We start from the raw sequence: 26253 nt of genomic DNA on the forward strand, positions 1-26253 counted from the left end.
TTCATTTAGAATAAAGAACAAAGGAACTTTGGCCGTGAATATTTTTTCGAAAATTTTTAAGACCCGAAAGGATCAAGAACCTTACGATCCGACTCAAGAACCGGAAAGTTTAGGCTGGCTCGCGATCGATGAAATCACTTCAAAGACATATCCTTCCAAAATGTTATCATCGGCGATTACTCCCAAAATAATGCCGATTCACGATAGAACGGGAAAATCGGTTCTGTATCAATTGGCGGTTTTCGATTTAGACGATCATTGGCTTTACGTTAGCTACGGTTGCAGCGAACTTTTCGAAAAAACGTGGGACGACCCGGATTTTAGCGGACTTGGATACGAACTCACGTTTCGATTGAAAAAAGGAAGTCACCAAACACCTCCGATTTGGCCCATGCCTTTGATGAATGACATCGCCGCGTATGCAATGACCGGTGCCGGCCTCGGCCCCACCCAAAGTATAAACTTCGGCCGTCCGATTGACGAAACTCAAAAAACAAAACTAACCGGCGTCTTATTTGTGGAAGATCCTGAACTGCCGTCGACGGATACACCTTATGGAATATTAAATTTTCTGCAATTGGTCGGCATCGACAGCGAAACCTTGCAAAAGATAAAATCCGAAGGAAGTTCCGGAACGATATCCGAGATTCAGAGGAAAACGAAACTGTATATCACCGAAATAGAATAAATCGATTTCAGTCCGATATCATATCTTTGTAGACAGCATGAATCGTTCTCGATTCCGTTGTCCCGGATTGATTCGATTGCTAACAGCGAATCGAGATTCTCATTTTGCATATCGAATCAAGATCAATGTACGTCGCGGGCTAAACTAGGCATCCTATCAGACATTCTGCAATTTTATGCCGGGCATAGAAATAAAACCCGGAAGAGTTTCGATTCGCCGCATCCAACTTCGAATCTTCTCATACGGCCTCAAGTCGACCTTTCCTTCGTTAGACAAAGCGAGATACGGATACATCGCAATGTCGGCTATCGTGATTTTCGCGTCCGCAAGCCAAAGATTTCCATCCAGATGATTCTCCAGTATTTTCAGAAGACGGTCCGTAATTGCAGTCGCTTCTTCCACATTCACGGATTGTCCGAATTTATGATAAACGCGCAAAGCCGCCGGTCCGCGTGCAACTTCATTGGCGGCCGTTGAAAGCCATTCCATCACCTTTGCCGTACCCGCTCCCGATTTAGGAAGCCATTTATCGCCGCCGTATTCGATTGCAAGATAGACTAAAATCGCCTGACTGTCCCGGATCAAAATTTCCTTGTCTTTTAAAACCGGAACCTGACCGAACGGATTCATTCTTAGGAAGTTTTCGGATTTTTGCTCACGATCAAAACGGTTCACCGGATGACTTTTATATTCCAAATTCAGCATGGATAACAGCAGACGCACCTTGTGGCTGTTTCCGGAAATATCAAATTCAAAAAGTTTCAATGTATTCTCCTTTTTTCGACGGGAAAACGATTCTTACCCGCGTTTACTCTGCGGCGGGGTTTAACAGTTTCAAAAGCCCCGCTTCATTTAGGCAATCGAGTAAAAATAAAATCCGCGTAATCGTTAAAACAATTCGGAGACATATGACCCGGATCGCTGAAATCGTCACAATGATATTCGGGGTCTTCGTTCATATTCCAGAACGGAGTTTCGGTAGATTCATGCAATTTCTTTAAAATAGGTAGCATAATGTCGTAGGGAGTTTTTTGATCTTTTTCGTCGGTAAGAACCTTTCTGGTTTTATAGAGTTCGAAATAAGGCCGGGCCACCCTGACCCAAATCGTAGCATAAGGAACTCGGATCTCTTTCACGATTCGGATCGCATCCTCTTGATTGGCAAGCATCTTCGAATTAAACGTAAACGGGCTTAAGTAAGATTTAAAATCCGTATTGGATCTTTTTTTTAAGAGTTCAGAAGGCAACACGATTCGAGGGCTTGCGTCGGAGGTCGCACTCCCCCTTTGTTTTTTTAAATTCTCCCAGATCTTTGATCGAAGTTCGCTGTAACCCTTTGCAAGAATTCCACCGTCCTTCGCTCTTGCACGAATTACGTTCAGCCTCGGACGATTTTTAGTCGTATGAAATAATTTCTTGGAGATATAACCGGTAAGATCCGAGGAAGAATATCGGTCCACGTGTCTGAAAACGAAAGAAGCGCTGAGACCGTAAAATAAAACCTCGTCCAAGGTTAATACGGAAGAAGAATTGAAGATCTCGATCGATTCGTCCATCAGGATAAAATCCGGTTTTACGGAATCGGATTGAAACCGCTCCAACCAATAGAGATAATAATCCGGAGAACCTCCAGGCACGGAAAAATTAAACAACACCCAATCCGGATACTTTTTTTCTATATAATCTTTTCTGAATAAAAGCGCCCTCGAGTTTCCGAAATAGACCAAAACTTTTTTACGATCCTCTTTTCCCAGATAATCTTTTAATTCTTCGAAAAGAAATTCCTTATGTCTGAAGTTCAAATCGGAAAGAGTGAGGGAATAATACGGTTCGAACGCCGTGGAACTGACAAGTTTATCGATGCCGAATGAAACGATGAATATAACAAAAGGAACGAAAAGAAATCGATTCCGAAACATTCTATTCTCCTAAAATTTGTAATAGATAAACGCGCCCGAGTCTTCGGAGAACAAAGCGAGCAGAAAAACGGTAATAACACCCGCGCCTATAAGAAGCCAAGGATCGTATTTTCGAAAACGTTTCCAAAAATCGGGAACGTATTGAACCCAATTGAAAAGAACCAAGGCTAAGAACAGATAAAAGAATTTTTCCACGTTTTCCATTTGATTGAGAAGAAAGAAAGAATTTCCGTCGATCAAACTTCCCGCTTCTCCTATCCAAGCCGTCGTTGTGGAACTTGAAATTTCAGACTCGATCAAGGATGAAGCATTTTTGAATATTCCAATTACGTGTTGAACCATTGTCTTTGCGTTGTTTGCTCGAAAAAGGACCGCGCTGAACGAGAAAAGTAAAAATACGAAAAAGGCTTTGAAAATTTTCAAAACGATATTTTTTTCGGGAGTCAGTTTCCATCCGAGAGAAGTTTCCAAATATCTTTCTCCCGCGAGCAGAACTCCCCAATAAAATCCCCACGCGATAAACGTATAGTCCGCGCCGTGCCAAAAACCTCCGAGGGTCATAGTAAGAATCAAGTTTAGATGCGTTCTCCACTGCGCGACCTTACTTCCGCCCAAAGAAAAGTAGATGTAATCCCGAAGCCAAAAGGATAACGTTATGTGCCATCTCTGCCAGAGTTCTCTTCCGCTTAAGGAAAAAAAAGGAGCCTTGAAGTTTTCCGGCAGATAAAAACCGAGGAGCGCCCCGACCCCGCGCGCCATATCGGTCAGACCCGAAAAATCGCAGAAAACCTGAATCGAATATCCGATTCCTGCGAGAATCAAAGAAGTTGAATCATACGTCTCGGGACTAGAAAAGATCGGAGAGATCAATCCCGCAGAGGGATCTGCGATCAAAACCTTTTTGATCAAACCGGAGATCATCAAATAACAGCCGTTATAGATTTTATTCCGATCCGGCTCGAGATGATTTAAGTTGGGAAAAAAATCCCCGGTTCTCATGATCGGCCCCGCGATCAAAACGGGAAAAAATAAAACGAATAAGAAATAACCCTTCAGAGAAATACTTTCTCCGTTTGGATTTCTCTTTGCGTCCACGGCCGCGGCGATCATCTGAAAACTGTAAAAACTGATTGCGAGCGGAAGGATGATCTGAATGACTCCTTGAATCTCTTGAAAGAACGGATAACCGGTCAAATCCGCGAGAACCCTGGAAAAGAAATAAAAGTATTTAAAAAATCCGAGATTGATACAGTTAAAAAGAACCGACACAATCATCCATCGTTTGGAATTTTCCCCGGACGTTTTGATCCGAAGATAGAAAAAATAATTGAGTAGGATGACGAGCAGGAAATGAAGAAAAAAAATCCAGGAGAACCATACATAAAAGAAGGCGCTGGAAAGAATCAAAAAATCGGGACGTTTTTTTTTCGGAACCGACCAGTAGATCACATAAACGATCGCAAAAAAAATCGCAAAAGTAACCGAGTTGAACAGCACCGTTATCTGCCCTTCCTAAATAAATTTTTCCAATATTCCAATTCTTCGGAGTTCAATTTTTTATCTTTGAATTCATCGGCGTCGGCTTCCGGCTTAGGAGGAAAAATTTCCGCGGTGACGATTGCGGCAAATTCTTCGGAGGTAATCGGATGTGCTCCCCATTTTTTTGCGTGAAAAAAAATCTCTTTATCCGAACTGACCACTTGAATTTCGGAAGGACGAACATTGGTTCGAACGAATTCCTTAATCAGATCGTCCGCCTTTCTGTCCCGACTGAAATACACATTCAATTTTCCGAAGGTTTCCTGAAAGACTTCGCTGCCGACTTCTTTCTTTCCGTCGAAGAAAATATGAAAGGTTTGTTTTTTCTTTTTTTTTGAATACGATTCGATCCGTTCCAAAAGTCCCCGTCTTGCTTGTGAAAGTCGATTCTGAACCATACATTCTTCCAAATCTAGGAATTTATAAATCAGATTGAAGCCGTCAATCGCCACTTGAGATGACATGGAATTGTAGTGACCAAAATCCCATTCTCGTAAATACTGTAAACCAACCTTTCCGGGGAGATTATGAGTAAAATGGCTGATTCCGAACGTTATCCTGTCCGGGTCAACAAATTTAACATCCGGCATTTCTATCTATGGTTCCGAGCGTTGCCCGGTTCGGGAAAAGATTTATTTCTACTTTCTTTTGCGGCCTTAGACGTTCTCCTACTTTTGATCTACAATTCTTATAAGGAAATTCTTCCGAAAGAACTCTACGCCTATGTGATCGGTTTTGATTTTTTTGTCCTAGTGATTTGGGTGATGGAACTCGTAACTAAGTTTAGAAAATCCAAAACCCCCGGAACCTACTTCTCGATGAATTGGTATGAAATCGTAGGAGTGATTCCGTTTTATTTTTTGCGGCCCTTTCTTTTGTTAAGAGGCATAAAAATCCTGATTGCATTCTACAAGTTAGGTCAATCCGGACAAAACTTAAGCGATATCGTTACGAGAGAAATCACGTTCCGATTTAGGGACGTGATCGTGGATACGATCGCGGACGCTGTATTTTTACATTCTTTGGAAAGAGTGGAAGAAGTTATGATTCGCCTCGACTACAGTAGGCTCGCTAAACGCGCCTTCGAACTTCATCAGGATGAGTTCAACGCCAAAGTAAACGAATCTCTTCAATCCAAATTTTTATTGGGAGAATTGTCCAGAATTCCCTTTATGGGCGAAGTTTCCAAACGACTGGGAGAGGATATCAGTTCTATGATTACGGAAGTTTTGGAAAACGAGGTCACCGGTGAAATCATGAAACAAGTCACCGAAGCCATCCTGAAAGAGATGGCCAATCACGTAAAAAAACTTCCCCTCGAAAGGATCACAAGACCCTTGGAAACTCCGATCGAAATCAAATCGCAATCGGAAAACAAATTCGAAAAAGAAAATCCGACAACCCCTCCCGAAGAAAAACCTCTTTGAATTTGTTGTAAACGCCTCAAAAATCATCTAAACCCGACAAGATTTTAAACTTTCTTAACATGAGGTATCTACCTAAGAAAGATTGTCGATCGAATCGCTCGCGCTAACTGAAGTTTGGGATTTTATCTAGGGAGTTCTATAAAAAACACTTGCGATTCTATTTCGAACGTTTAAAATTTTTAATCCAGAGGAGTTGTTATGAAATCCGTAGAAACCTGGTTTAACGAATACGCAGAAAGCCACCGTAATCCAATCAATAAAAATATACATTGGATTTGTGTTCCGTTGATTTACTTTACTGTCATCGGACTGCTCTGGTCGATTCCTGTGCCTTCTCTTTTTCAGTCCGTTCCTTATTTAAATTTTGCGACGATCTCACTCGTCCTAGCGCTTGCATTTTACGTTCGCCTTTCGCCTGTATTAGCGCTGGGAATGTTGATTTTAAGTTCTTTGATGATTTATCTGATCGTTCTTCTCCAAGGAACGGTTCTTCCAATCCTACTCGGAACGTATTCGTATGGAATTTTAGAACTTTCGATTACGATTTTCGTTTTAGCTTGGATCGGACAGTTTATCGGCCATAAAATCGAAGGTAAAAAACCTTCTTTCTTCAAGGATCTTCAGTTTTTAATGATCGGTCCGATTTGGCTGCTTGGATTCATCTATCAAAAATTGAAAATCGCCTACTGATCGTTTGCTGGTCCCGGTTTCGGATCGCAACAAAAGCCGATTTTTCCAATCGACTGTAAAAGCGGTCGATCGTCAGTAAATACGAGTTATCGAGAAAAATACCCGAGGAAATCCGATGCCTAAGATAGTAAATCATGAAAAATACAAAATGGAGATCCTATCCAAGTGCGTGGATATTCTTGCTAGAAGAGGATATTCAGCGGTTTCGATGCGGGAAATCGCGACCGAACTGGACGTTTCCACGGGGACTTTATATCACTACTTTACTACGAAAGAAGATATATTTAAGGAATTGATAAAGTTCGTCTTACACAGAGATATCGAAGAATTACAACTTTACTCCAAAGGAAATCCCGGACAAACCCTTGAAACCAGAGTGGAGTCTCTGTTCCAGATGGTCCGAATTCGGGAAGCCTACTTTCAAAATCTCTTATATATTATTTGCGACGTTTCCCGATTGAAAAATCACGAGGAAGAAAAACTGTTGATCGCCGATGTTATGAAAGAATACGTCAACATCATTGCAAAACATCTCGGTGTTACAAATCCGTCTTTAAATCGAATCTTAATCAGCGTGATTTTAGGAACCGTGGTTCAAAGAATTGTGGACGGAGACTCGATCGAACTTTCGGACACTTCCGAAATTATCAAGGACTTTATGTCGATCCTTCTTTCCAACTCCTTCACGTTTTGACTTCAGTATATCTTGTAACGTTCTTTTATCGATCTAACCTCTTGGGAGATCCGGGCGGGATTCCAACGCAGATGTTTTGCCAAAGAACGAACGAGTTTGTTCGTTTCTTTTTCCTCCGGCAAACCGGGAACACCCACACCCGATCTGCGAAAGAAAAAATCGGTCGCAAACCGAATGTCTTCCCTGTTTGTAATGAACCGAACTTCGCTTTCAAAGAATTTTTCCCCGTTTTGAAGAGCGTAAAATTCTTCTTTGGCTGTACTCTTCTCAAGAATCCGATACGCCTGTGAACCGTAACGAAACGAAAGTATTTCGATCGTTTCTCCGCTTAACTTTGGAAATTTTTTTCCAAGCGTCTTTATAAGAGAAAGAACATCCGAATAATTTCCGGTATCGGGCGGGATCACGGCGGTTTCGCAAACTCGAAAATTTCCGGGAAGATAATCGACGACCTTGTTTACGACTTCCTCCGCCACCCCCCGACTTGTGGTGTATTTACCTCCCATGGCGGTAAAAAAACCGGGGAATCCGGATTCCTTATGATCGAAAATTTCCGTTTTTCTGGAAGCATTGTATGTGGATTTGGTTTCGCCCGGATCCTCGACGAGCGGCCTTAAACCTCCGTAGTAAAAATCCACGTCGTCCAGGGTCAGGTCCGTATATCCGAAGGAATTGTTGACTTCGCTTAACAATTCTTCGATGTCCCTTTTGGTAACTCGAAACCTATCCGGATTGTCGGCGTATTCCGTGTCGGTCGTTCCGATGATCGTTTTATTTCTCCAAGGAATGATAAAAAGGTGAGTGCCGTCTTTTTTTTTCGTCACCAAAGTTTTATCTCCGCAGATTTTTCTGGTAACGACGTGAATTCCCTTGGACCTCACGAGATGTTTATCGATTTCCACTCCCGCAAGGGATTCGACGATGTCCGCCCAGGGTCCGGCCGCGTTTACGACGGACTTGGTTTGAAACGAGATTTCCTTTCCGGAGATCTTGTCCTTTGCGATTACGGTGTATAAGGAATCGCCGGAACGAACTATGGAAATCACTTCGGTATAATTTTTTGCCTCGGCTCCTTTTTCCCTTGCGGAAAAGATAAATTCGCAGGTATGTCTTTCGGGATTTAAATTTAGATAATCGTAATATAAGTAAGAGCCTTTAAGTTTGTCGCGTTCGATGGTGGGAGATTCCATAATCGTCTGCTCTTTGGAAAGAAAACCGTATTTCGGAATCAATCGATCCTTGCAGATATTCGTGTTTCGATCGTAAGAAAGCGCGTTATACAGTTCCATTCCCACTTTCAAAACAAACCGATCGACATTGGTATAAATCGGAACCAAAATTCCCATCGTCTGAACCGCTTGGGGAGTGATCCTTGCCAACGTGGCCCTTTCATGAAGGGACTCTCGCACAAGCCCCAACTCGAAATTTTTCAAATATCGCAGACCGCCGTGAATCATCTTCGACGTCGCCTGACTGGTTCCAGAAGCATAATCGTTTTTTTCCAAAAGAACGGACTTCATACCTCTCAAAGTGGAGTCCCAGAGAACGTGCGCCCCCGTAATTCCTCCTCCAATAACCAACAAGTCGTAGATCGAAACTCCGGAGTTTCGGGATAATTTTGTTTTTGAAGAAGATAACTTTTTATTGGTTGGCATATCAATCTCGGTTTTTTAAAAAGAATCGGATTCTTCCGATTTTAGAAAGTAGAACCGGAAGGATTCGATCATTGGATTGTAGGATATCGACTCCTGCGATTTGTTTCAAAATCTAACCTTCCTTTTGAAAAAAGTCGAACGTTAGGAAACGCCATTACCGTTTACATCTTATCATCGGAGATATTCAAAAAATTATGTTTTATACGGAACTAAACTCCAACATCGATTATTCAAGGGATAGCCTGAGATGGAACGCTTGGGGCGCTTACGGTCAGGATTTTTTCAGAGTCGGACAAATGCAGGAAATTCTTGCGTTTCTTTCCGAAGAACTTCAAATCTCCGAAATTCGAAAAACACCTCCGTTTGCCTTGGAAGAAATCACTCTTCCGAAATCGTCCTTCACTCCGGCGCACGTTCGAGATTTGAGTAAGATCGGCGGAGCCAAACATTTCTCCGTAGAAAGAAGAGAAAGAGTCCTTCACTCGGCGGGAAGAAGTTATTACGACGTTCTCAGACTTTCGTTCAACACTCTCAAAAGTTTTGTGGACGGAGTCATTTATCCGAACAAGGAATCCGAAGTTTCCAAAATCCTGGAATATTGTTCCAAGAACAACGTGACCGTAATTCCATACGGAGGCGGCTCTTCGGTCGTAGGAGGCCTGGAGGTAATCAAAGGTAAGGGACAAAAACATGTACTTTCCTTGGACACGACCCGAATGGATTCCCTTTTATCCATGGATGAGGAAAGTCATCTTGCCAGGTTTCAAGCCGGAGTCTACGGACCCAAACTCGAAAAATTGTTAAACGACAAAGGATTTACTCTCGGTCATTTTCCCCAGTCTTTCGAATATTCCACGTTAGGCGGTTGGATCGCGGCTCGAAGCGCCGGACAACAATCCAATCGTTACGGAAAGATCGAAGAGATTCTCACCTGTTTGAAGATGGTCACTCCTTCGGGCGTCGTCGAAACTCTGAGAGAACCCGCCTCTTCCACCGGTCCCGATCTGAATCGAATTTTTGCGGGAAGCGAAGGTCTGCTCGGAGTGATCACGGAGGCGACGATCAAGGTTCATAAACTTCCGGAAACGAGAAAGTATTTCGGAATCGTGTTTCCGAATTTTGCGGCCGGAGTCGATTTTATCCGCGAAGTCAATCACAGGGAAATTCCGACCTCCATGATCCGTCTTTCCGATAAAAACGAAACTCGTCTTTATCAAACGTTAGGTGCTCTTGGAAAGAAAATGACTCCGATCCGTTGGATCAAGAATCGGATCCAAAATCAGGTTCTCAAATGGAAATCTCTCGGCAAAGACAAATGTGTGGTTCTTCTCGGACTCGACGGACGTAAGGAAGACGTTTCCCAAAATTTTTCCAAGATCAAATCGATTATCGGCAAATACCACGGACTTTATGCGGGAACGCATTTGGGCGAGCAGTGGATTCATTCCAGATACAACATGCCGTTCTTACGCAATCATTTGATGGAAAACGGAATCGGAGTGGATACGATGGAAACTTCCACGACCTACGATCGCGTTTTACATCTTCATAAGGAAGGAATCGCCTCTTTGGAAAAATCGATTCCGGGGTCGATCGCGATGTGTCATATCTCGCACAGTTATCACGAAGGCGCTTGTCTCTACTATACGGTCATCTTTCCGATGGATGAGAAAAAACCTGCGGACCAGTGGTTCAAAATGAAACGAATGGTTTCGGAAACCTTCTTTCAAAACGGGGCTCCGATCTCTCACCACCACGGTGTCGGTTTCGATCACAAGGTTTGGTATGAAAAGGCGACTTCCAAACCGGCTTTGCTCGGACTAAAGGCGTTTAAGAAAGAACTCGATAAAAAGGAAATTTTGAATCCCGGTAAGGTATTTCATTGAGATTTTTTGTGAACATCGAGTTTCGTTTTAATAAATGTATTAAACGGAAACTCGATGTTTGCTCGAAAAACGGTTTTCTTTCGTCATTCCAATTTGTTGATTCCGCTTCAATCGCTTTCGCATTTGTTGTACCGAACTCACGTTAAAATAGGCATCCACAAAAAAGGCGACTTCCAAACCGGCCCTGCTCCATTCTTCTTTTCTAAATTAGAATTTACTGAAATACGGGTCTTCTTCTTTCGAGAATGGATCTCATACCTTCCTGACCGTTCCTGGAAAACACCGCTTCGGAAAGAAGTTTGACGTCTCGTTCCCCGTTGTGTTCCGCAAAAATCCGCACAGGATCTCTGAGGGAAACTTTGATCCCGGTTACGGAACCCATCGCCATATCCTTGAATTGATCGCAGTATTTACGGGCGCGCACCATCAGGTCTTCCGCAGAAGACGCGACCTCGTCGATCAAACCGATCTCCAATGCCTCTTCCGCCTTTAAACCTTTACCCGAATACAAAAGATCGCGGGCCTTTGTGATTCCCACGGTTTCTTTGAGCATAAAACCCGCAACGGATGGAAAGTTAATTCCGATCTGAGATTCGGGAAATCCGAGTCTTCCTTTTTTTTCCACCATGATTCTATAATCGCAAAAAATGGCGTACACCGCGCCCAGGCCCATAGAATGTCCGTTCATCGCGCAGATCATCGGCTTTTCAAAAAAGAGAAGTTTGGAAGCGGTGTCTAACGCAAGACGCAAAACGTCTTGGATTTGCTCCAAAGTTTTTCCGACAAAGATATCCGGATTAAACCCGTTTGAGAAAAACTTTTCGTTCTTAGACGTTAGGATCAGCGCCTTGATCGTTGGATCCTGAGCGGCTGCATCCAACTTCGCCGAAATCGTTTTGAAAAAGTCTCCGTTCAAAGAATTGACTTCGTTGGTTTCGATATAGAGTTCCAGAATATGATTGTTTCTGATTTCGGAAAACATCGTTAGCACCTCGTTCGATTGAAAATTAAATATACTTAATAAACGCCGACAAACTTTTTACGTCGTTCTTGGATTCACCGTTGTAAATCTCGATCCTTGTTTTTAGAATTGAAATTTGGAAGCGGGAATCGTCTCGGACAGAACGACCCTCTTCATTTTGATTTCGATCTTATTCTGATCCTGATTCGTTTTCGGTTCTACGATTCTTGTGATCGTAGTCTTCGGCGGAAAAGAAACCGTTCCCTGCACTTTCGTAATGGCTTTTAGATTGCTTTTTTTAGAAAGAAGTTCCACGGAACTGATTCCAAAATCCGTCATCCAGAATGTGATATCCTCTCCCGGTTTTTTAACGAGAATGGCCCTTTCGGAAAGATTCACAAAAATCGGATCCGTCCCCGCAAGTCCTGAACTATTGTTGGATAAGAGAGAATATAAAACGGGAAAAGGAATCGTGGATTGTTTTTTACCGCTCGGATCCTTAAAAAGAATATCTCCCATAGGAAGAACCTGAGGACCGCCGGTGGCCGTTTTGATATGAATCGAACTTCCGTCCGTATACACTCTGGAAACGACCATTCCGAAAAAAGGATCGGAAAGTTCTATGTACATCTTTCCGGAAGGTTTATCGTAAAAGATCTTTCCGTCCGCGGAAAAACTTTCCTTTTTCGGAACGAAGTTTTCGATCCGCATCGAAAACTCCCCCGAGTAGGATGAATTTTTCGTTTCCAAATCGCGAACGGATTTTAAAACGCGGGCGGCTTCCGGATTTTTAGAGGAAAGGAATTTCAGATTTCCTTTATCCGGAAACGAGATCTCTTCGATTTGAGTCGTAGCACATCCGATACAGATCCAAAGAAATATTAGAATATTAAAATAAAGTTTAAATTTCATAACCGTTCGTTCTTTCTATTTATTGTTTCGATTTCCGCCGGTTTCGGGAAAACCGGTTTGTAGTTTTTTTTGAATCCTGGAAATATCTTCCTTCTTTTTAAAAAGTTTCAGACTTTTTTCCCAATAAGCGATCGCGTTTACCGCTTGACTCTTTTCCTTATAAACGTCCCCGATATGTTCCAAAATCACCGGATCTTCTTCTCCCTTGTCTTTTAGAATCTGATACGCCAATTGCAGGTGTAAAAGCGCCTCGTCGTGATTTCCCAGTTTGAAAAAAATCCAACCGAGGCTATCCTGATACGCTTCGTTATCCGGCGCCAGTTCGACGGCTTTGCGGACTAACGCAAGGGATTCGTCCAAACGAATTCCTTTTTCGGAAAGATAATATCCCAAGTAGTTGTATGCCATCGGATTTCCAGGATCGATCTCGATGGATTTTTTCAGATCCTTCTCCATAAAATCCTGATGTTCCAACTTCTCGTGAACGGACGCCCTATAAAAGTAATAAACTCCGTTTCCGGCTTCCGTTTCGATCGCTACATTCAATTCTTCTAATGCTTCTTTATACTTTTCCTTGGATGCCAAAACGATTCCGAGTAAATATCTCGCATAGGCCACTTCCGGGTGAGCCCGAAGAACGTTTCGGATAATAACCTCGGCTTCTTCCTTTTTTCCGGGAGGATCCGCCCTGAGTAAATACGCAAGATGCAACTGAAACTTGAGTTTCTCTTCTTCCTTTCGCGCGTTTTCAACCGACTTCCTGGACATTAGGATCGCACGATATACGTAACCGGATTGTTCGTGACAGGAAGCGAGAAAATCATAAATCTCCGCGTCACTCCACTCGGAAGTTTTATCCGGAATCGCAAGCGCCCTTTGTGCGGTTCTTTCTGCGAGTGAAAACTGTTGCATCCCGAATACGAGTTCCGCTACTTCCTTGAGTTCTTTTAGATACAAGGACGAATTTTTTTCTTTTTCATACACGTCCAACATCGCCAGTCGAACCGCTAAACGAGCCGGAAACTTTTCTTTTACGGGGAGAAGCAGATTTTTCGCTTCCGCATATTTTCCGAGCAGAACGAGATAAAGACCCTCCAAAACTCCGTCCTTCGGAATTTTGGAATTTCGGTTGAGAACATTAAAATATTCGAATGCAGTCGCCCTACTCTCTATAAAGTACATTTCCGCGAGCAGATGTTCCACGGAGGAAAGATTTTTTTTGGTCTTTAAAATCCGGTTCAGTTCCTTTCGAGCCGAGGAAAATTTTCCGAGTTGATTCCAAATTTTTGCGAGAGTCAGTCTTGCGGAAATATCGCTCGGATTCTGATGCAGATACGAGCTTAAAAAATAAAGCGCCTTTTGCGGTTGGCCGTTCACAAAATATATCTCACCCAAGGATTTATCCACAAAGGATCTGTATTTCGGATTTCCTTCCCGATTTCGAATCGAATCGCTGAGTGACGTAAGATAAAGAATCGCTCTCGGATAATTTTTGAGTTCTTGATTGAGAGAGCCCAAGAGATAGAGAAAATCGGAATCGTCCGGAAAACGACTTAGGTTCGCTTCGAGGAAATCGCTCGCCTTTTGAAATTCTCCGAAACGAATGAGAATTCTCGCCTTCAAAAGATAACCGTCTCTGAAACCCGGATCGGATAGAATGGCGGCGTCCGCTTCTTTTTCCGCTTTTTCGAATTGTCCCAGATAAAAATGTACGTTGGCTTTTGCCGCTCTGGACACGGGGGAAACTTGTCGCTCAAGCGCCGCAGAACAAAGAAAATACCGATCGTAATATTCTACCGATTCTTCAAAGGCCTTTTTGGATTTTTCCTGAAACTGCATTCTCGCGGCGTTCGTTTGTTTTTCAAACGCAAGAGAAAGAAAAAATTCCGGAGCGACATGCGATCCGGAATATTCGCATTCGGATTGGGAAAAAACCGAGATCGGAAATAAGCAGACCGAAACTGTCAAGGAACCAAAAAAAAAGGAACGGAAACGTGTTAGTCGATTGCGCTGGATTTTAATATTTGCTTGATTCATTCAGGTAACGGGACAGATTTGAATAGAATGTTCCATTTATCGGGAACCATCTTTTCTGCAGGTCCTGAATTTCATTCTGCAACCGATCCATCCAGGAGTCGAATCAATTTTCCAATGCCTGAGAGTTCGAAACTTTGTTAACCTACATTCGAGAAAATCGAAAGTACGTATTCTTCCTGCTTTTTGTCTGGGTGATCGCAACGGCGTGGATTCTCCCCAATCGATATAAATTATTGAGTAAACTCGCACTTGCGATTCGTCCGCCGGGTTACGATCTTAAAACCGCCGAAGAATTTATCGAAAAAGGAGACTCGATTTTACAACGAGAAATTTCTTATCAGGATCTGGGAGAAAGAATTCCGGATTTGGATGTGATGCGGGAAGCCTGTCTTTATTATTATTCTTTGAGCGGAAGGGATAACGTTTTATACAGACCCGCTTGGACGGATTCCATATCGATCTGGAGATTCAAAGACTCCGGAATGAACGATGAATCCGGAGGAAAAAAACTTTCTTCCAAATCCAGAAATCCGATCACGGGAAGTTTCAATCCGGGAGAATATTGGAAAACGGTTTCTCCCACCGTACTCGAAGCCTTGGACTATTACAAAAGAGCCTTGAACTTTTCAGGTCCGGACTTGAACGTTCCTAAAAAAATCGAAAAAACCGCGTTAGCCGTTTGTCGTCCCGAAGAAGTTCTGCTTGCATACGCGGACTACGTTCGAAACACAGAAGAAGCGGTTCGGATCGTGATGGAAGAAACGAAAAAACCGAAATCCTTTTTCTCCTGCAATTCCGGAGAAGATCCGCCGAACGTATTGACCGAAAAACAAAATCAGATGAGGGTATGGTCCCAGATCAAATCCAATTCTTTTGTGATCGATCGGGAAAGAAATCTCAAAGTCAGTACGAACGATTTTAAAAAGGCCCTCAATGTACTCGCGTTCGGGATCTACAAAACGGGGCTCAATTCCATTTCTCCTTTGGAAGCGGACGGAATTCTGGAAAAACTACTTTTCTTTTCCGATCCGGGTACGGTCGAATATGACGAATTGCTAATGAAACGAGGAATGCTCAATTACCAACTCGGAAAACGGGACCCTTTCTTTTTGAACAAAGCGATCTTTTATTTTAGAGAAACTTCCAAATCGAACCTCTTGGAAAAAGGTTCCGTTTTCGAATCCGGACTGATGATCGTACGCGCCCAGATCCGCAAAGGACAACTCGACGAGGCTTTGAAAGAATTACAACAACTCGAAATGAACCTTTATACGATCGACAAAGCCTATCGTGTCAACGGCGGCGGAAGAAGCGATCTTGTGGAAGATCGAAAAAAACTTCTCAGATACATTCTCAGAAAAAAAGAAAGATACGAAGAAGCGGATGAACTCTATGTCGAAGAAGATTCGTTATTTTGACTACAACGCGACTCATCCTCCGTTTTCCGACGTACTCGTAGAAATTCAAAACGATTACTTTTCCGATTTTTACAATCCGTCCGGAGCGACCCGTTTCTCCTTAAGCCGACAAGGAAAGATAGAAGAGGCCCGGAAAACTTTGGAATTTTATACGGGCAAACCCGCAAAGGAATTCGTTTTTTCTTCCACAGGAACCGAATCCAATCACTTACTCGCGCAAGCAATCCGAGGGAAGTTTGGCGGTTGTGCGATCGTTTCCTCTTTGGAACATTCTTCGATGTATTCCGCTCTGAAATTTGCGGGATTCGATTTTCAAAAAATCCGTTCCTTGTCCGAAGGCGAAATCGACCTAGTTCATCTGGAAGAACTTTTGAAAGAAAATCCCTCTCCGATTTTTATATTACACGTTGCTAATGAATCGGGTGTGATTCAGCCTTTGGAAAAGGTTTATCAACTTTCCCAAAAGTATTCCGTTCCCCTCTTTGGCGATCTTATGCAGTCTTTCGGTAAATTGGAGATTCCTTTTGAACTTTTGGACGGATTTACGTTTTCCGGCCATAAGATCGGAGCGGGAATGGGAGCCGCGGGAACTTGGATCCGCTCCGACTTGGTTGCGGAAAAGGAATTTGCGATCTTTCGGGGAGGAAACCAGGAGAACAATCACAGGGCGGGAACGGAAAACTCCCCTTCCATATTAGCACTTTCTGAAGTACTAAAACGTAGAATTCCGGAGCAAAAAAAGAAAAACGATCTCCTGAAAAATTTTCAAACGCAAATCGAAGCCGTTTTGGAAGGATGCGGTTGTAAGATCGTCGGAAAAGATACAATTCGAATTCCTTCCACTTCCTTTTGTATCCTTCCCACGGACGACGTCGATTTTTTTATGATGGGAATGGAAGAAGCGGGCTTTGTAGTTTCCACCGGATCTTCCTGTAAGTCCAGATCCAGAGAGCCGGCTCCGTCCCTTTTATCGATGGGCTTTTCGGAAGAAGAAGCGTTACGCGCCATTCGAATTTCCACCGGCTGGTTTACGACTCAGGAAGAAGTGGAAGAACTTTGTAAAAAGATAAGAGACGTTTTGAAAGCGTTGGTCGATGATTTATAAATATCCATTCCGATTAAAATCCATACCGCGTCACATTTTAAATTTGAATGTCGCCCTACCGAACAAATTCTAAAAAACGAAATTGCAAAGTAGAATGATCTTGTTTCAAATTGAGCGGTCGGTTCTTTTTTGAATTCATTCTTTGAACTCGTATCTTATTTTTAGGAATCCTTTGAGGTGGATCGTCTGAATTGCGTTGCGAGCCGATCACGATGGATCATTCGTTTTTATTTCGATGGATATAAGAACCTGTCCCAAAACTGGGACAGAACCTTGCAGCTTGATCTTTCTGATAAAGTAGAACTAGGTTTTGGGACGCGCTGTAAATCGTTTTAGCCAATCGAATATTCGAAAAATAGTTTTTGACTTAAACTTTACACTACCGAAAATCCATTGTTCGTATTACTGATCCCTATAAAATAGAGTACCGTTAGTTTGAGCACAAATCCCACGTTTAGAGGCAGAATTTTAGACACTCTATTATGTAGAGATGAGTAAAACGAGTTTGACATTCTGTTCCATTTTTTGGAGTGTTACACTCACCCATTTCCTATATTATGAAAATCAATTTCAAACACACTACAAATGCGTTTCTTCTTTTGTGCGGAATCTCAATGTTGAATTGCGGCTTTGCACTGACTCCCCGAATTACGACTAGGGTTCCTCCGAAAACGGATACGGAAATACTTCGATTCAATCTTCTTTACGGGGAACTGCAAAATCTGATCGGTTTAAATTTAGGTATTTATAATACGGTTCAAAATCGAATGATCGGGAGTCAAGTCGGGATTGTAAATCTCTCGAACCGAGATACTTACGGCGCTCAAGTTTCGATCTACAATTCAAGCAAAGATCTGATGATCGGCGGCCAAGTGGGAATCGTAAACTCCTCTCAAGGAAATACGTATGGAACCCAAGTTTCGATCTACAATTCAAGCAAAGATCTGATGATCGGCGGCCAAGTGGGAATCGTAAACGCTTCCGAGGGAAATACTTACGGAGCCCAAGTTTCTCTCTACAATTCAAGTCGGGATCGTATGGTGGGCGCTCAAGTAGGACTTGTAAACACTTCGGATGGAAGCACATACGGAGCACAAATCGCTCTCATCAACAGTGCGAAAGATAAAGGAGCCGGAATTCAAGCGGGCCTCGTAAATTATTCCGAAGGGGATTCGAAAGGATTACAAGCCGGTCTCGTCAACATCGGAAAACAAAGGTCCGGATTTGATCTTACCGTAGGAGCGGGGAATTTCCAAACCAAGGGTTTGATGATCGGAGCCTTGAACATAGCCTCGGAGGGAGTCAACGTAGGAATTATGAACGAAAAAGGGAGCGGTTTCAATCTCGGAGCCTTGAACATTCAGGGAGAAGGAATCAACGTGGGCATTTTGAACGGAGGAACCGGAATTCATATCGGTTTGATCAACGCTTCCGGAGAGGAAGACACGGACGAACCCACCTTGGAGTTCGGACTTTTAAACTTCTGCGGGAAAGGATTGCTTCCCGTGATGATAGGATTCAACTACTGTAAATGACTATGAAACATAACCATTCTTTAATATTCAAAATCTTTATTTCTCTTTTCGGAATCATAGGATCTGCTACGTCGTTTCTGAATTGCGGAATCACCGGATTTAGGGGAGAAAAATCCTTTGTCCGAATCCCCGTACGAACGGAAACCGAAGTGGTTCATGTCAGCCTTTCAACGGGCGAGGTTAAGAATTTATACGGAGTTCACCTCGGTTTTGCAAACATTGTAAGGGAAGGTCATGCGGGAATCCAAGTCGGAGGCGCGAATATTTCCAATGGAGACACCTATGCGACGACGCAAGTCGCGTTGTACAACACTTCTAAACAGACCCGTTTTGCGCTGCAAACCGGGGGAATGAACGAAGTGGAAGGCGGCGCCGGAATTCAAGTCGGGCTTTATAACAAAGAACAAAAAGGAATTTTTGCCGTTCAAACGGGCGCGGTGAATACCGCCGAATCTAGCGCCGGAATTCAAGTCGGGCTTTATAACAAAGAACGAAAAGGGGTTTTTACGGTTCAGGCGGGCGGAATGAATTCGGTGGAAGAAAGCGACTCGGGAATCCAATTAGGACTTTATAATGCAAAAACAAAAGACGGTTTATACCTAACCGTAGGCGGAGTGAATAGTGGCGGAGGCGGCATCACTCTCGGAGTCATCAATTCCAACGGAGGCAACGGCCTGAACGCGGGAGTTTTGTACAATTCGGGAGGATTGGGAGTCAATGTAGGAGCCATCAATCGAGGAAAGGGAGTTAACGTAGGGCTTTTCAACCGAGGAACCGGGGTCAACGTCGGAGTCGTCAACAAAGGAACCGGATTCAGTGTCGGAGCGGTAAATGTCGGAGGCGGTTTAAGCGTCGGCGCGGTCAATATCGGCAAGCTTGGAAACTTCCAAATCGGAGCAATCAATATCTGCCCGGACGGGGTTTTTCCGATTACGATTCTCATAAATTATTGTTACGACGACTCTCCGATGCAGAAAAAAGAAACCTCTTCCACAAACTAAGAATTCATAGTTTAGAATATTCAAGGAACAATATATTCTTGTGAACTCGATTTTGCCCGCGATCCATTATGATATTCTTTAAATCATATCTATTTAGGGTTTGTCCCAAAAAACTTACGAAAGATACGGAAATCAATCCAATACCGAAAAATTCCGAGACGTTGTGGGACAGACTCTTGACGGAACACAAGCTTTTGAGACCAACTCCGATCGGATTGTTAAAAAACATTGGCTCTTTTTTTAATCAGATGTTTTTCGATTTACAAACCATTCCATTCAAGATTTAGGATAAGTTCATGATTCTTTTTCAAAAAAAATTCATTCCTTTTTTTCTGTACGTTTCCGTTACGTTTCTTTCGGTCTTTTGCATGAGACAAACGAAATCCGAAGAGATGATCGATTTTTCAAAACTCCTTCCTCAAAAAACGATCGAAATGGATATCGACAAACAAGCTCAAGTCGAATTCAATTCAGTTCCGGATAAAAAAAATCAAATTAAAAATACCGAAATAAAAGTTTCCCCTACTCTCGTTAGTATTTTATCCCCTTCGTTCGAATCCAATACTTTGATCGTTCCACCGAATACAAAATTCATTCTGTCCCTAAGCGCTTATTGTTTGAAATCATCGGGAGCCGGACCCCAAAGAGAGGAACCCTACCGAGTCATTCGAGTGGATGAACGTAATGAAATTCGAAAACTTATCAATAGTATGTGGGGCCAATGTAATTCCAGGTCGGAAGTGCAGTCGCTTGCCTGGAATATCACAAATCGTGTTCCGCATAACGCACTTCCCTCGTCTCAAAAACAAATGCTCGGTTTATCGGGACTTTTTAAAGTTGTGGAAGACATTCCACTCGTAGGGTTCGGAACGAAAATCATTAGCGCCCCAATCTCTTTGGCTCAAAACGTATTCGTATATACCCTTGAAAACTTCGCTTCCATAGAATCCGAAATCATGAACCGCAAATCCACGCATCAGATGCCGGTAAAACCGGAACCGAGTCGTCACGGTCCGTTTTTAATCGAAGTATTGAAGACGAATAGTTTTTCCGGAGTTATGATTTCGGTTTATAATTATACGGCGGAACCGGCCAAGTTTCAAACCTACGAATTTCAGTTGATGCCGGAGCGAAAGGACGTTCAACCCTTGGCCATTGAACTTTCCAGAACCCTCGCCTGTAACTATAAAAAGACAACTCCGATCATTCAACGTTAGATAAGCGTTGATAATTTCAGAAATCGAAAAGACGATGAATTCATTTTTTTTACGCGGCTTTTCGATCCTTGCATTCTGCTTTTCGTCGATTGATTGCGGCGTCGCCTTGACTTCCGGAAGGACGATTAAAATCCCTCTGAAACGGAAATATTTAGACTCAACTTACTCGAAGGAGAAGCAAAGAACATTTATGGACTCAACGTCGGTTTGTTCAACTCTGTTAGACACCATTTGATCGGTGCTCAAATTGGAATTATAAACGGAGCGGATGATGCCACAGGAGCACAAATCGGAATCGTCAACAATTCAAACCCAACGTATGGCGCTTTGAAAATCGGACTTTTCAACTTTAACTTTTCCTTGGATAGAGGAATGCCAAGACCAGGGCCCTATGAAGGTTACGATCAGGAACAGGAAAACAAAAGTCGCGACCGAAAAAACTTCGGACTTTCGATCGGCGCCGCCAATGTGATGAGCGGAAGGTTCAATCTAGGACTATTTAATTGGGGGGAGGGTCTCAACGTAGGGCTTATAAATTTGAATGAAGGTAGTTCGGTTAGTTTAGGAATTGTGAATATAGGAACAAACCTGGAAGTTTCGCCTAAAGAGAAACGGGCGATTAGTTTCGGAATTTTCAATGCAGGATCTCATAAAGAAGAATTCCAAATCGGAATCGTCAACTATTGTCCCAACAATACGATTCCAATTATGATTATCGCGAATTATTGTTCGAAACCGAAACCTGAAACTCCATCTTCAACACCGAAGACGGAACAAAAAACGGAAAAACTACCTCAATCCGTAGAATAATATTCTGAAATTAGAATAAACTTATGAAAAAAGCTCTTAAACTTTACGTTCTTATCCTAATTCTTTGTCTGTTCGTTTATCATTGTGGCGTCGCTTTGACTCCGAAGGCCACGGTGAAAATTCCACGGGAAACAAACACAGAAATTTTCAGACTCAATCTATTTCACGGAGAAGTAGAAACTTTATACGGAATGAATATAGGACTCGTCAACATTATAGTCAGTCGTATGATCGGCACCCAAATCGGGCTACTCAATTCCGTTAATTACTCCGAAGGAAAAGGTTTCCAAGTAGGAATCTTGAATAATAGTGGTTTCGGATATTATGGTTTAAAACTTGGAATCTTCAATTTTAATTTCTCTTTTTTTGGCGACCCGATGCCGGGCTCGAAAGTTGAAGAAGAAAGAAGGAAAATCGCGACTGCACTTTCGATTGGTATGTTCAATTTTAACAACGCCTTCAACATAGGAATATTCAACGTTGGACGAGGTATCAATGTAGGCGTATTCAATGCGGGAGCAAGTTTCAGCTTAGGAGTCGTAAATGGAAGCGGTGAGCCAGGTTTGAGCGTAGGCGCGATCAACATTGGTAGTAACGGAAATCTTCAAATCGGAATCGTCAACTATTGTCCCAACAACACGATTCCTATTATGATTATCGCGAATTATTGCGCAAAAGAATAATCCTCTTTGAAGCGCAACGGATCATTCGATTCAACCGAAGTCGCAAGAAACAACGGGAAACGCAACTCAATCCATAGAATAAACATTCAGAAAAACGTATTACGCGCTCATTTAAGTAAAACAATCTCAAATCGAAGTTCCCAAAGTCAAAATGGACAATCAATCACGACTTGTATAACATTAAAAACAAAGCATATTCCATTTTTCAAATATTACGGAAGCGATTGATAGATCTTTTCCGCGTATCGATCGGTCATTCCGGCCACAAAATCGCTGATGACTCTGTAAAGGGATTCTTCTTCGATTCTTTCCTTGTAAGTATCCGGAATCTTTTCGGGGTGTTTTAAAAAATAATCGAATAAGGATTCGATCACTTTCTTACCGTAATCGCTCATACGAACCAAATCCTCGTGACGATAAAGTTTTTCGTACAGAAAAGACTTGAGTTCCCTGAATTTAAAATTTACCTCCTCCGAAAAGGAAGCGATCCGAATTTCCTGTTTCCAAAGGCGAACCAAGTCTTCCGTGGACTTAACTTGATTTTTTTCCAGTTCGCGGGAAATGTTTTGGATCAGATCGGAAACCATAAAATTAGTGAGAGTTCGAATGGTCGTGCGGACCAAAATTTTTTCTCCGGCGTCTTTGTATAACAACTTGCAATTTTCGTAAACTTCCTTCCAAAAACGGTTTTCGGACAAATCGCCGAGATGCAGGTAACCCATCTCCCAACCGTCTTCGATATCGTGGCTTGTATACGCGATCTCATCCGAAAGATCCGCAATCATTCCTTCGAGCGACGGCCCGCTTTCTTTTCTTTCCAAAAGCATCATGGAAGGATCGTAATCGGTTCCGTGTTTCATAAGGCCCTTCAGAGTTTCTCTGCATAAGTTGAGTCCCGAAAAATTCGGGTATTTCTTTTCGATCGAAGTTACGATTCGCAGGGATTGTTTATTGTGTTCGAAACCTCCGTGATCTTTCATAAGACCCGATAACACTTCCTGACCGGCGTGACCGAAAGGAGTATGACCGAGATCGTGTGCCAAAGCGATCGTTTCGGAAAGATGAGAATTGAGTCCGAGTGCGTTTGCGATCGTTCGAGAAAGACCGGCGACTTCCAAGGTGTGGGTCATTCGATTTCGATAATTCTCGCCGACGGAAAAGATAAACACCTGAGTCTTATACTGAAGGCGTTTAAAAGCGCTGGAATGAAGAACCCGATCCCTATCCCTCTGAAACGGAAGTCTGTAGGAATGTTCCTCTTCTTCATGGATTCTTCCTCCGTTATTTACGCTCGAAATCGCGTAAGGAGCCAAACCTTCTATTTCTTTTTGTAGTAAATCGTTTCTGGAAAAGTACACGTTTTACAAAATTCGGAAACTTTTCCCAAAAGTCCCTCCTCTTTTTTTGTTTGTTTACTGCTATTTTAAAGGAGCCGGATTTTACTGACTCAGAAATCCTAACCCAAGGCGTCTATTGTAGGAATGGAATTCTTAAATCTTCTCGTTCACATCTTTTCCGAGTACGGATACATCGCCGTCTTTTTAGTTTTGATTTTCTGCGGTTTCGGCCTCCCCGTTCCGGAAGACATTTCCTTGGTTTCCGGCGGAGTAATCGCCGGACTCGGAAAGGCGGACCCTCATTTTATGTTTCTGGTCGGAATGGCGGGGGTTCTCATCGGGGACAGTTCCGTTTTTTTGATCGGGAGGATCTATGGAGTTCGAGTTCTTCAGATTCCGATGATTTCGAGGATCGTCACACCCGAACGGTTCGCAAAGGTTCAGGATAAAATCTCTCGTTACGGAAATTGGGTCACCTTTATGGCCCGTTTTATGCCGGGTCTCAGAATGCCGATTTATCTCACGACCGGGACCTCGGATCGAATTTCATTTTATCGTTTTGTAATCCTTGACTTTCTCGCCGCAATCATCTCGGTACCGATTTGGGTCTACTTGGGATATTTCGGAGCCTATAATTTCGATACTCTGATGCGCTGGGTTCACAACGGTCAACTCATGGTACTCGGACTTATAGGAACGGTATTTTTGCTCTTAGGGGTCGCGTATTGGATTCGTAAGAAACGATCCTCAGAGCCTTGAGAATTTCTTTACATCTTCCGACCTTCGGTTATTTTTTGACCAGCTATGGACATTCTTGCGCAGCCGGTGCTTGTGCTGAATGCCGGTTACGTCCCCATCGGGATCCGGTCGGTCAAAGACGCCCTCATCCTGATCATCCTTGAAAAAGCACAACTCATCAAGGATGATAAAAACTTTTTAATCCGTTCCGAAAAACTCAAATTTACGGCGCCTAGAATCATACTTCTTCGGGATTACTACAGGGTTCCTCCTAGGAAAGATCGGGTTTCCAGAGAAAACATCTTTCAAAGGGATAACTATCACTGTGTTTATTGCGGAAAAAAATTTCCGGGTTCCAAACTCACTCTCGATCACGTCATACCGCGAAGTCGATGGGAACACGTACCCAAAAAGGAAAGACCGAAGGAATTCAATTCTTGGGAAAATCTGGTCGCAGCATGTAAACATTGTAACACTCGAAAAGGAAACAAACTTCTTACCGAATTGAAGTGGAGCTTGCCGGAAGAAAATCGGGTGACACCGAAACTACGCTTTCCACTCTTCTCAATATCGGATCAGCAGGCTGAAAAGTTCGGCTGGAGGGAGTATATTTCTTTTTGAAACGTTTTTATCTTTTATTTCTGCTACCGGTGTTTTCGTTTTTATTCGGATGTCCTCATTACTCCACAACACGATTGATCTCCACTCCGCCCACGTTGATCAGCGTCATTCCGATTGCGAGCGGTTACGAACTCAGAATGAGGGCCGGAAATCCGGAACTTCTTTTCAGCGGATATCGATTGTATGTGGGGAGCACGGAAAACGAATCCAGATTTCCTTCGGGACTAGATTCGGGAATCGAATGTGTAAACGGAATCCTGAATATAATACCGAACCAGCCGCTGGAATATTCTATCGAGCTGAGTCCTAACGACGGACCCTTGGCCGGAATCGGAACCGGAGAAAACGCAAATCGAATCTGCAAGATGAACGTTACTCTCTCTTCGGGTCAGTATCTCACTCTTCGTTCTCAAGTGTTGGTCGTCAGTATCACGAACGGAAACGCATCCGGTTTCGTTTTTTCGATGCCTTCCAATTCTCTTAGGGTTCCTTAAACCAAATCTCGATTTTCGCGAGGATATCCTTCGCGTCCGCGACCCAAATACTCTGCGGATAAAAAGAGATCAGTTCTTCGAATTCCGATTTGGAAATTTCCAGGGAAGACCTAAGTTTTCGAAGAGCCGGATTTTCCTCTCCTTTTAAAAAAATCGGATTTCCTTCCGTGAGTTTGTAATACTCGTGAATCGCCAAATCGTAGACTTCCCTCGCCCGTTTGTAGACGTTATAATCGTCTTGGTTGGAATTTTTGGAACCTGGAGAGACATTCGTTTTTTTGAATGTTCTTTGTTCCAGGTGGGAATATAAAACGTCTCTGTATTCGATCAGTTGTTTGAATAGGGAATCGTTTGAGAATTCGCCCGTATCGGGATGATATTTTTTGGAAAGGAAGTAGAAACGACTTTTTAAATTTTCTTCGTCGAACCCCGGTTCTAAACCTAGAAATTCCAGGGCTCTTTCTAACAGGTCCCCGTTTTCCAATAGTCTTGTCTAAGATGGGCTTTTAATTGAATCTGAACCTGAACCAGGTTTAATTCCTTTTGATATTCTTTCAGAATTTCTTTCATCCTTTCTTCCACTTGAGAATGTAGAAATCTGGATTCTTCCATTTTTTGAAACAGAACTTCCGTAAGTTCGATCAATTCCGAAGTCTGAGGAACCGCTTCTTCCAATTTTTCGATCTTTCGATCGACGGAACAAAGTTGTTCGATGATTTTTACGTTAGAGTTTTCAATCTTGACCCCACCTTCTCCGTCTCCGAAACCGAACACTTCCAATTGTCGTTTTTGATTGACGATCAATTGTTCCAACAGAAGGATTTTATCTCCGTAGAGGACGACCAGACTGCGGTTTGAATCGACTGAATTTGAATCCGACAAAGTT

Annotated in this window: 26 protein-coding genes and 1 pseudogene; 16 read left to right on the plus strand and 11 right to left on the minus strand. The window is 42.8% G+C overall.

The genetic code is table 11. From position 1 onward, the window contains the following. The first annotated feature begins 34 nt into the window (after positions 1 to 34). Positions 35 to 688, plus strand: coding sequence for a suppressor of fused domain protein (locus tag LEP1GSC194_RS13390; RefSeq protein ID WP_020774062.1), 654 nt, complete (start codon positions 35 to 37; stop codon positions 686 to 688). Between the two features lie 156 nt (positions 689 to 844). Here the strand turns inward: LEP1GSC194_RS13390 and LEP1GSC194_RS13395 are convergent, their stop codons facing one another. The 4 genes from LEP1GSC194_RS13395 to LEP1GSC194_RS13410 all read right to left on the minus strand — a co-directional run bounded on the left by LEP1GSC194_RS13395 (position 845) and on the right by LEP1GSC194_RS13410 (position 4610). Beyond that, complete coding sequence (locus LEP1GSC194_RS13395) at positions 845 to 1453, minus strand: glutathione S-transferase family protein (protein ID WP_020774051.1); 609 nt, start codon at positions 1451 to 1453, stop codon at positions 845 to 847. A gap of 83 nt (positions 1454 to 1536) precedes the next feature. Next, positions 1537 to 2607, minus strand: coding sequence for a DUF1574 domain-containing protein (locus tag LEP1GSC194_RS13400; protein WP_020774072.1), 1071 nt, complete (start codon positions 2605 to 2607; stop codon positions 1537 to 1539). 9 nt (positions 2608 to 2616) lie between these two features. Continuing rightward, positions 2617 to 4104: an MBOAT family O-acyltransferase gene (locus LEP1GSC194_RS13405; RefSeq protein ID WP_020774071.1), complete on the minus strand. Its 1488-nt coding sequence runs from the start codon at positions 4102 to 4104 to the stop codon at positions 2617 to 2619. A 2-nt stretch (positions 4105 to 4106) separates the two neighbouring features. After that, the gene (locus LEP1GSC194_RS13410) at positions 4107 to 4610 is read right to left on the minus strand and encodes an NYN domain-containing protein (protein ID WP_036042842.1); all 504 of its coding nucleotides are present in this window, start codon (positions 4608 to 4610) and stop codon (positions 4107 to 4109) included. A 72-nt stretch (positions 4611 to 4682) separates the two neighbouring features. On the opposite strand from LEP1GSC194_RS13410, the gene LEP1GSC194_RS13415 reads away from it, so the two are divergent. The 3 genes from LEP1GSC194_RS13415 (at position 4683) to LEP1GSC194_RS13425 (ending at position 6957) form a co-directional block, all read left to right on the plus strand. Further along, positions 4683 to 5573: a hypothetical protein gene (locus LEP1GSC194_RS13415; protein ID WP_036042844.1), complete on the plus strand. Its 891-nt coding sequence runs from the start codon at positions 4683 to 4685 to the stop codon at positions 5571 to 5573. 198 nt (positions 5574 to 5771) lie between these two features. Further along, positions 5772 to 6263, plus strand: coding sequence for an Mpo1 family 2-hydroxy fatty acid dioxygenase (locus tag LEP1GSC194_RS13420; RefSeq protein ID WP_017810207.1), 492 nt, complete (start codon positions 5772 to 5774; stop codon positions 6261 to 6263). Between the two features lie 115 nt (positions 6264 to 6378). Continuing rightward, a complete protein-coding gene (locus LEP1GSC194_RS13425; protein WP_020774050.1) occupies positions 6379 to 6957 on the plus strand; it encodes a TetR/AcrR family transcriptional regulator in 579 nt (192 codons plus the stop codon). Between the two features lie 2 nt (positions 6958 to 6959). On the opposite strand, the gene LEP1GSC194_RS13430 is transcribed toward LEP1GSC194_RS13425, so the two are convergent. Then, positions 6960 to 8612, minus strand: coding sequence for a glycerol-3-phosphate dehydrogenase/oxidase (locus LEP1GSC194_RS13430; RefSeq protein WP_020774059.1), 1653 nt, complete (start codon positions 8610 to 8612; stop codon positions 6960 to 6962). Positions 8613 to 8806: 194 nt separating this feature from the next. Here LEP1GSC194_RS13430 and LEP1GSC194_RS13435 point away from each other — a divergent pair, with 194 nt between their 5' ends. After that, a complete protein-coding gene (locus LEP1GSC194_RS13435; protein WP_020774067.1) occupies positions 8807 to 10498 on the plus strand; it encodes an FAD-binding oxidoreductase in 1692 nt (563 codons plus the stop codon). Between the two features lie 214 nt (positions 10499 to 10712). Here the strand turns inward: LEP1GSC194_RS13435 and LEP1GSC194_RS13440 are convergent, their stop codons facing one another. The 3 genes from LEP1GSC194_RS13440 to LEP1GSC194_RS13450 form a co-directional block, all read right to left on the minus strand. After that, complete coding sequence (locus LEP1GSC194_RS13440; RefSeq protein WP_020774101.1) at positions 10713 to 11480, minus strand: enoyl-CoA hydratase/isomerase family protein; 768 nt, start codon at positions 11478 to 11480, stop codon at positions 10713 to 10715. 102 nt (positions 11481 to 11582) lie between these two features. Further along, positions 11583 to 12371 (minus strand): LolA family protein, encoded by a 789-nt coding sequence (locus tag LEP1GSC194_RS13445; RefSeq protein ID WP_020774054.1) that lies wholly within the window; start codon positions 12369 to 12371, stop codon positions 11583 to 11585. A gap of 15 nt (positions 12372 to 12386) precedes the next feature. Then, positions 12387 to 14408, minus strand: a complete 2022-nt coding sequence (locus LEP1GSC194_RS13450) for a tetratricopeptide repeat protein (RefSeq protein WP_020774088.1) — start codon at positions 14406 to 14408, stop codon at positions 12387 to 12389. 134 nt (positions 14409 to 14542) lie between these two features. On the opposite strand from LEP1GSC194_RS13450, the gene LEP1GSC194_RS13455 reads away from it, so the two are divergent. From LEP1GSC194_RS13455 to LEP1GSC194_RS13490, 8 genes and pseudogenes are all read left to right on the plus strand, one after another. Then, positions 14543 to 15826 carry a hypothetical protein gene (locus LEP1GSC194_RS13455; RefSeq protein WP_020774097.1) on the plus strand — a complete coding sequence of 428 codons (1284 nt, stop codon included), beginning with the start codon at positions 14543 to 14545 and terminating at the stop codon, positions 15824 to 15826. Beyond that, positions 15801 to 16931 carry a cysteine desulfurase family protein gene (locus tag LEP1GSC194_RS13460; protein WP_020774089.1) on the plus strand — a complete coding sequence of 377 codons (1131 nt, stop codon included), beginning with the start codon at positions 15801 to 15803 and terminating at the stop codon, positions 16929 to 16931. The genes LEP1GSC194_RS13455 and LEP1GSC194_RS13460 overlap by 26 nt, the downstream gene beginning before the upstream one ends. Positions 16932 to 17488: 557 nt before the next feature. Further along, positions 17489 to 18466 carry an LA_2272/LA_2273 family lipoprotein gene (locus LEP1GSC194_RS13465; protein WP_036042846.1) on the plus strand — a complete coding sequence of 326 codons (978 nt, stop codon included), beginning with the start codon at positions 17489 to 17491 and terminating at the stop codon, positions 18464 to 18466. A 2-nt stretch (positions 18467 to 18468) separates the two neighbouring features. Then, positions 18469 to 19467: an LA_2272/LA_2273 family lipoprotein gene (locus LEP1GSC194_RS13470; protein ID WP_036042849.1), complete on the plus strand. Its 999-nt coding sequence runs from the start codon at positions 18469 to 18471 to the stop codon at positions 19465 to 19467. A 296-nt stretch (positions 19468 to 19763) separates the two neighbouring features. Continuing rightward, on the plus strand, positions 19764 to 20684 hold the full coding sequence (locus LEP1GSC194_RS13480; RefSeq protein WP_020774090.1) for a hypothetical protein: 921 nt from the start codon (positions 19764 to 19766) through the stop codon (positions 20682 to 20684). Between the two features lie 186 nt (positions 20685 to 20870). After that, positions 20871 to 20918 (plus strand): annotated as a pseudogene (locus tag LEP1GSC194_RS23635) (LA_2272 family surface repeat-containing protein); the annotation flags it as partial. A 138-nt stretch (positions 20919 to 21056) separates the two neighbouring features. Continuing rightward, positions 21057 to 21494, plus strand: a complete 438-nt coding sequence (locus LEP1GSC194_RS22365) for a hypothetical protein (protein ID WP_155826352.1) — start codon at positions 21057 to 21059, stop codon at positions 21492 to 21494. A gap of 23 nt (positions 21495 to 21517) precedes the next feature. Beyond that, the gene (locus LEP1GSC194_RS13490; protein WP_020774064.1) at positions 21518 to 22177 is read left to right on the plus strand and encodes an LA_2272/LA_2273 family lipoprotein; all 660 of its coding nucleotides are present in this window, start codon (positions 21518 to 21520) and stop codon (positions 22175 to 22177) included. Positions 22178 to 22389: 212 nt separating this feature from the next. Here LEP1GSC194_RS13490 and LEP1GSC194_RS13495 read toward each other — a convergent pair whose 3' ends face one another. Beyond that, on the minus strand, positions 22390 to 23535 hold the full coding sequence (locus LEP1GSC194_RS13495) for a deoxyguanosinetriphosphate triphosphohydrolase (RefSeq protein ID WP_020774063.1): 1146 nt from the start codon (positions 23533 to 23535) through the stop codon (positions 22390 to 22392). A 123-nt stretch (positions 23536 to 23658) separates the two neighbouring features. On the opposite strand from LEP1GSC194_RS13495, the gene LEP1GSC194_RS13500 reads away from it, so the two are divergent. The 3 genes from LEP1GSC194_RS13500 to LEP1GSC194_RS13510 are packed head-to-tail and all read left to right on the plus strand — an operon-like array spanning position 23659 to position 25367. Further along, entirely contained in the window at positions 23659 to 24273 is a 615-nt protein-coding gene (locus LEP1GSC194_RS13500) for a DedA family protein (RefSeq protein ID WP_017808364.1), read from the plus strand. Between the two features lie 45 nt (positions 24274 to 24318). Beyond that, positions 24319 to 24873 carry an HNH endonuclease gene (locus LEP1GSC194_RS13505; protein ID WP_020774073.1) on the plus strand — a complete coding sequence of 185 codons (555 nt, stop codon included), beginning with the start codon at positions 24319 to 24321 and terminating at the stop codon, positions 24871 to 24873. Continuing rightward, a complete protein-coding gene (locus LEP1GSC194_RS13510; protein ID WP_020774110.1) occupies positions 24870 to 25367 on the plus strand; it encodes an LIC11661 family lipoprotein in 498 nt (165 codons plus the stop codon). The genes LEP1GSC194_RS13505 and LEP1GSC194_RS13510 overlap by 4 nt, the downstream gene beginning before the upstream one ends. Here LEP1GSC194_RS13510 and LEP1GSC194_RS13515 read toward each other — a convergent pair. Both LEP1GSC194_RS13515 and LEP1GSC194_RS13520 read right to left on the minus strand, forming a co-directional pair. Next, entirely contained in the window at positions 25354 to 25836 is a 483-nt protein-coding gene (locus LEP1GSC194_RS13515) for a J domain-containing protein (RefSeq protein WP_036042862.1), read from the minus strand. The genes LEP1GSC194_RS13510 and LEP1GSC194_RS13515 overlap by 14 nt on opposite strands. Continuing rightward, positions 25830 to 26249, minus strand: coding sequence for a hypothetical protein (locus LEP1GSC194_RS13520; protein WP_017808672.1), 420 nt, complete (start codon positions 26247 to 26249; stop codon positions 25830 to 25832). The genes LEP1GSC194_RS13515 and LEP1GSC194_RS13520 overlap by 7 nt, the downstream gene beginning before the upstream one ends. Positions 26250 to 26253 lie beyond the last annotated feature (4 nt).

Origin of the sequence: Leptospira alstonii serovar Sichuan str. 79601 (genome assembly GCF_000347175.1) — a bacterium.
In the GTDB taxonomy this organism is placed as follows: domain Bacteria; phylum Spirochaetota; class Leptospiria; order Leptospirales; family Leptospiraceae; genus Leptospira; species Leptospira alstonii.

Coding starts and splice junctions, on each gene's coding strand:
- LEP1GSC194_RS13400 (WP_020774072.1), bottom strand. CDS start 2,607: ATGTTTCGGAATCGATTTCTTTTCGTTCCTTTTGTTATATTCATCGTT.
- LEP1GSC194_RS13410 (WP_036042842.1), bottom strand. CDS start 4,610: ATGTCATCTCAAGTGGCGATTGACGGCTTCAATCTGATTTATAAATTC.
- LEP1GSC194_RS13415 (WP_036042844.1), top strand. CDS start 4,683: ATGGCTGATTCCGAACGTTATCCTGTCCGGGTCAACAAATTTAACATC.
- LEP1GSC194_RS13420 (WP_017810207.1), top strand. CDS start 5,772: ATGAAATCCGTAGAAACCTGGTTTAACGAATACGCAGAAAGCCACCGT.
- LEP1GSC194_RS13425 (WP_020774050.1), top strand. CDS start 6,379: ATGCCTAAGATAGTAAATCATGAAAAATACAAAATGGAGATCCTATCC.
- LEP1GSC194_RS13430 (WP_020774059.1), bottom strand. CDS start 8,612: ATGCCAACCAATAAAAAGTTATCTTCTTCAAAAACAAAATTATCCCGA.
- LEP1GSC194_RS13435 (WP_020774067.1), top strand. CDS start 8,807: ATGTTTTATACGGAACTAAACTCCAACATCGATTATTCAAGGGATAGC.
- LEP1GSC194_RS13440 (WP_020774101.1), bottom strand. CDS start 11,480: ATGTTTTCCGAAATCAGAAACAATCATATTCTGGAACTCTATATCGAA.
- LEP1GSC194_RS13445 (WP_020774054.1), bottom strand. CDS start 12,371: ATGAAATTTAAACTTTATTTTAATATTCTAATATTTCTTTGGATCTGT.
- LEP1GSC194_RS13450 (WP_020774088.1), bottom strand. CDS start 14,408: ATGAATCAAGCAAATATTAAAATCCAGCGCAATCGACTAACACGTTTC.
- LEP1GSC194_RS13460 (WP_020774089.1), top strand. CDS start 15,801: ATGTCGAAGAAGATTCGTTATTTTGACTACAACGCGACTCATCCTCCG.
- LEP1GSC194_RS13465 (WP_036042846.1), top strand. CDS start 17,489: ATGAAAATCAATTTCAAACACACTACAAATGCGTTTCTTCTTTTGTGC.
- LEP1GSC194_RS13470 (WP_036042849.1), top strand. CDS start 18,469: ATGAAACATAACCATTCTTTAATATTCAAAATCTTTATTTCTCTTTTC.
- LEP1GSC194_RS13480 (WP_020774090.1), top strand. CDS start 19,764: ATGATTCTTTTTCAAAAAAAATTCATTCCTTTTTTTCTGTACGTTTCC.
- LEP1GSC194_RS22365 (WP_155826352.1), top strand. CDS start 21,057: ATGCCAAGACCAGGGCCCTATGAAGGTTACGATCAGGAACAGGAAAAC.
- LEP1GSC194_RS13490 (WP_020774064.1), top strand. CDS start 21,518: ATGAAAAAAGCTCTTAAACTTTACGTTCTTATCCTAATTCTTTGTCTG.
- LEP1GSC194_RS13500 (WP_017808364.1), top strand. CDS start 23,659: ATGGAATTCTTAAATCTTCTCGTTCACATCTTTTCCGAGTACGGATAC.
- LEP1GSC194_RS13505 (WP_020774073.1), top strand. CDS start 24,319: ATGGACATTCTTGCGCAGCCGGTGCTTGTGCTGAATGCCGGTTACGTC.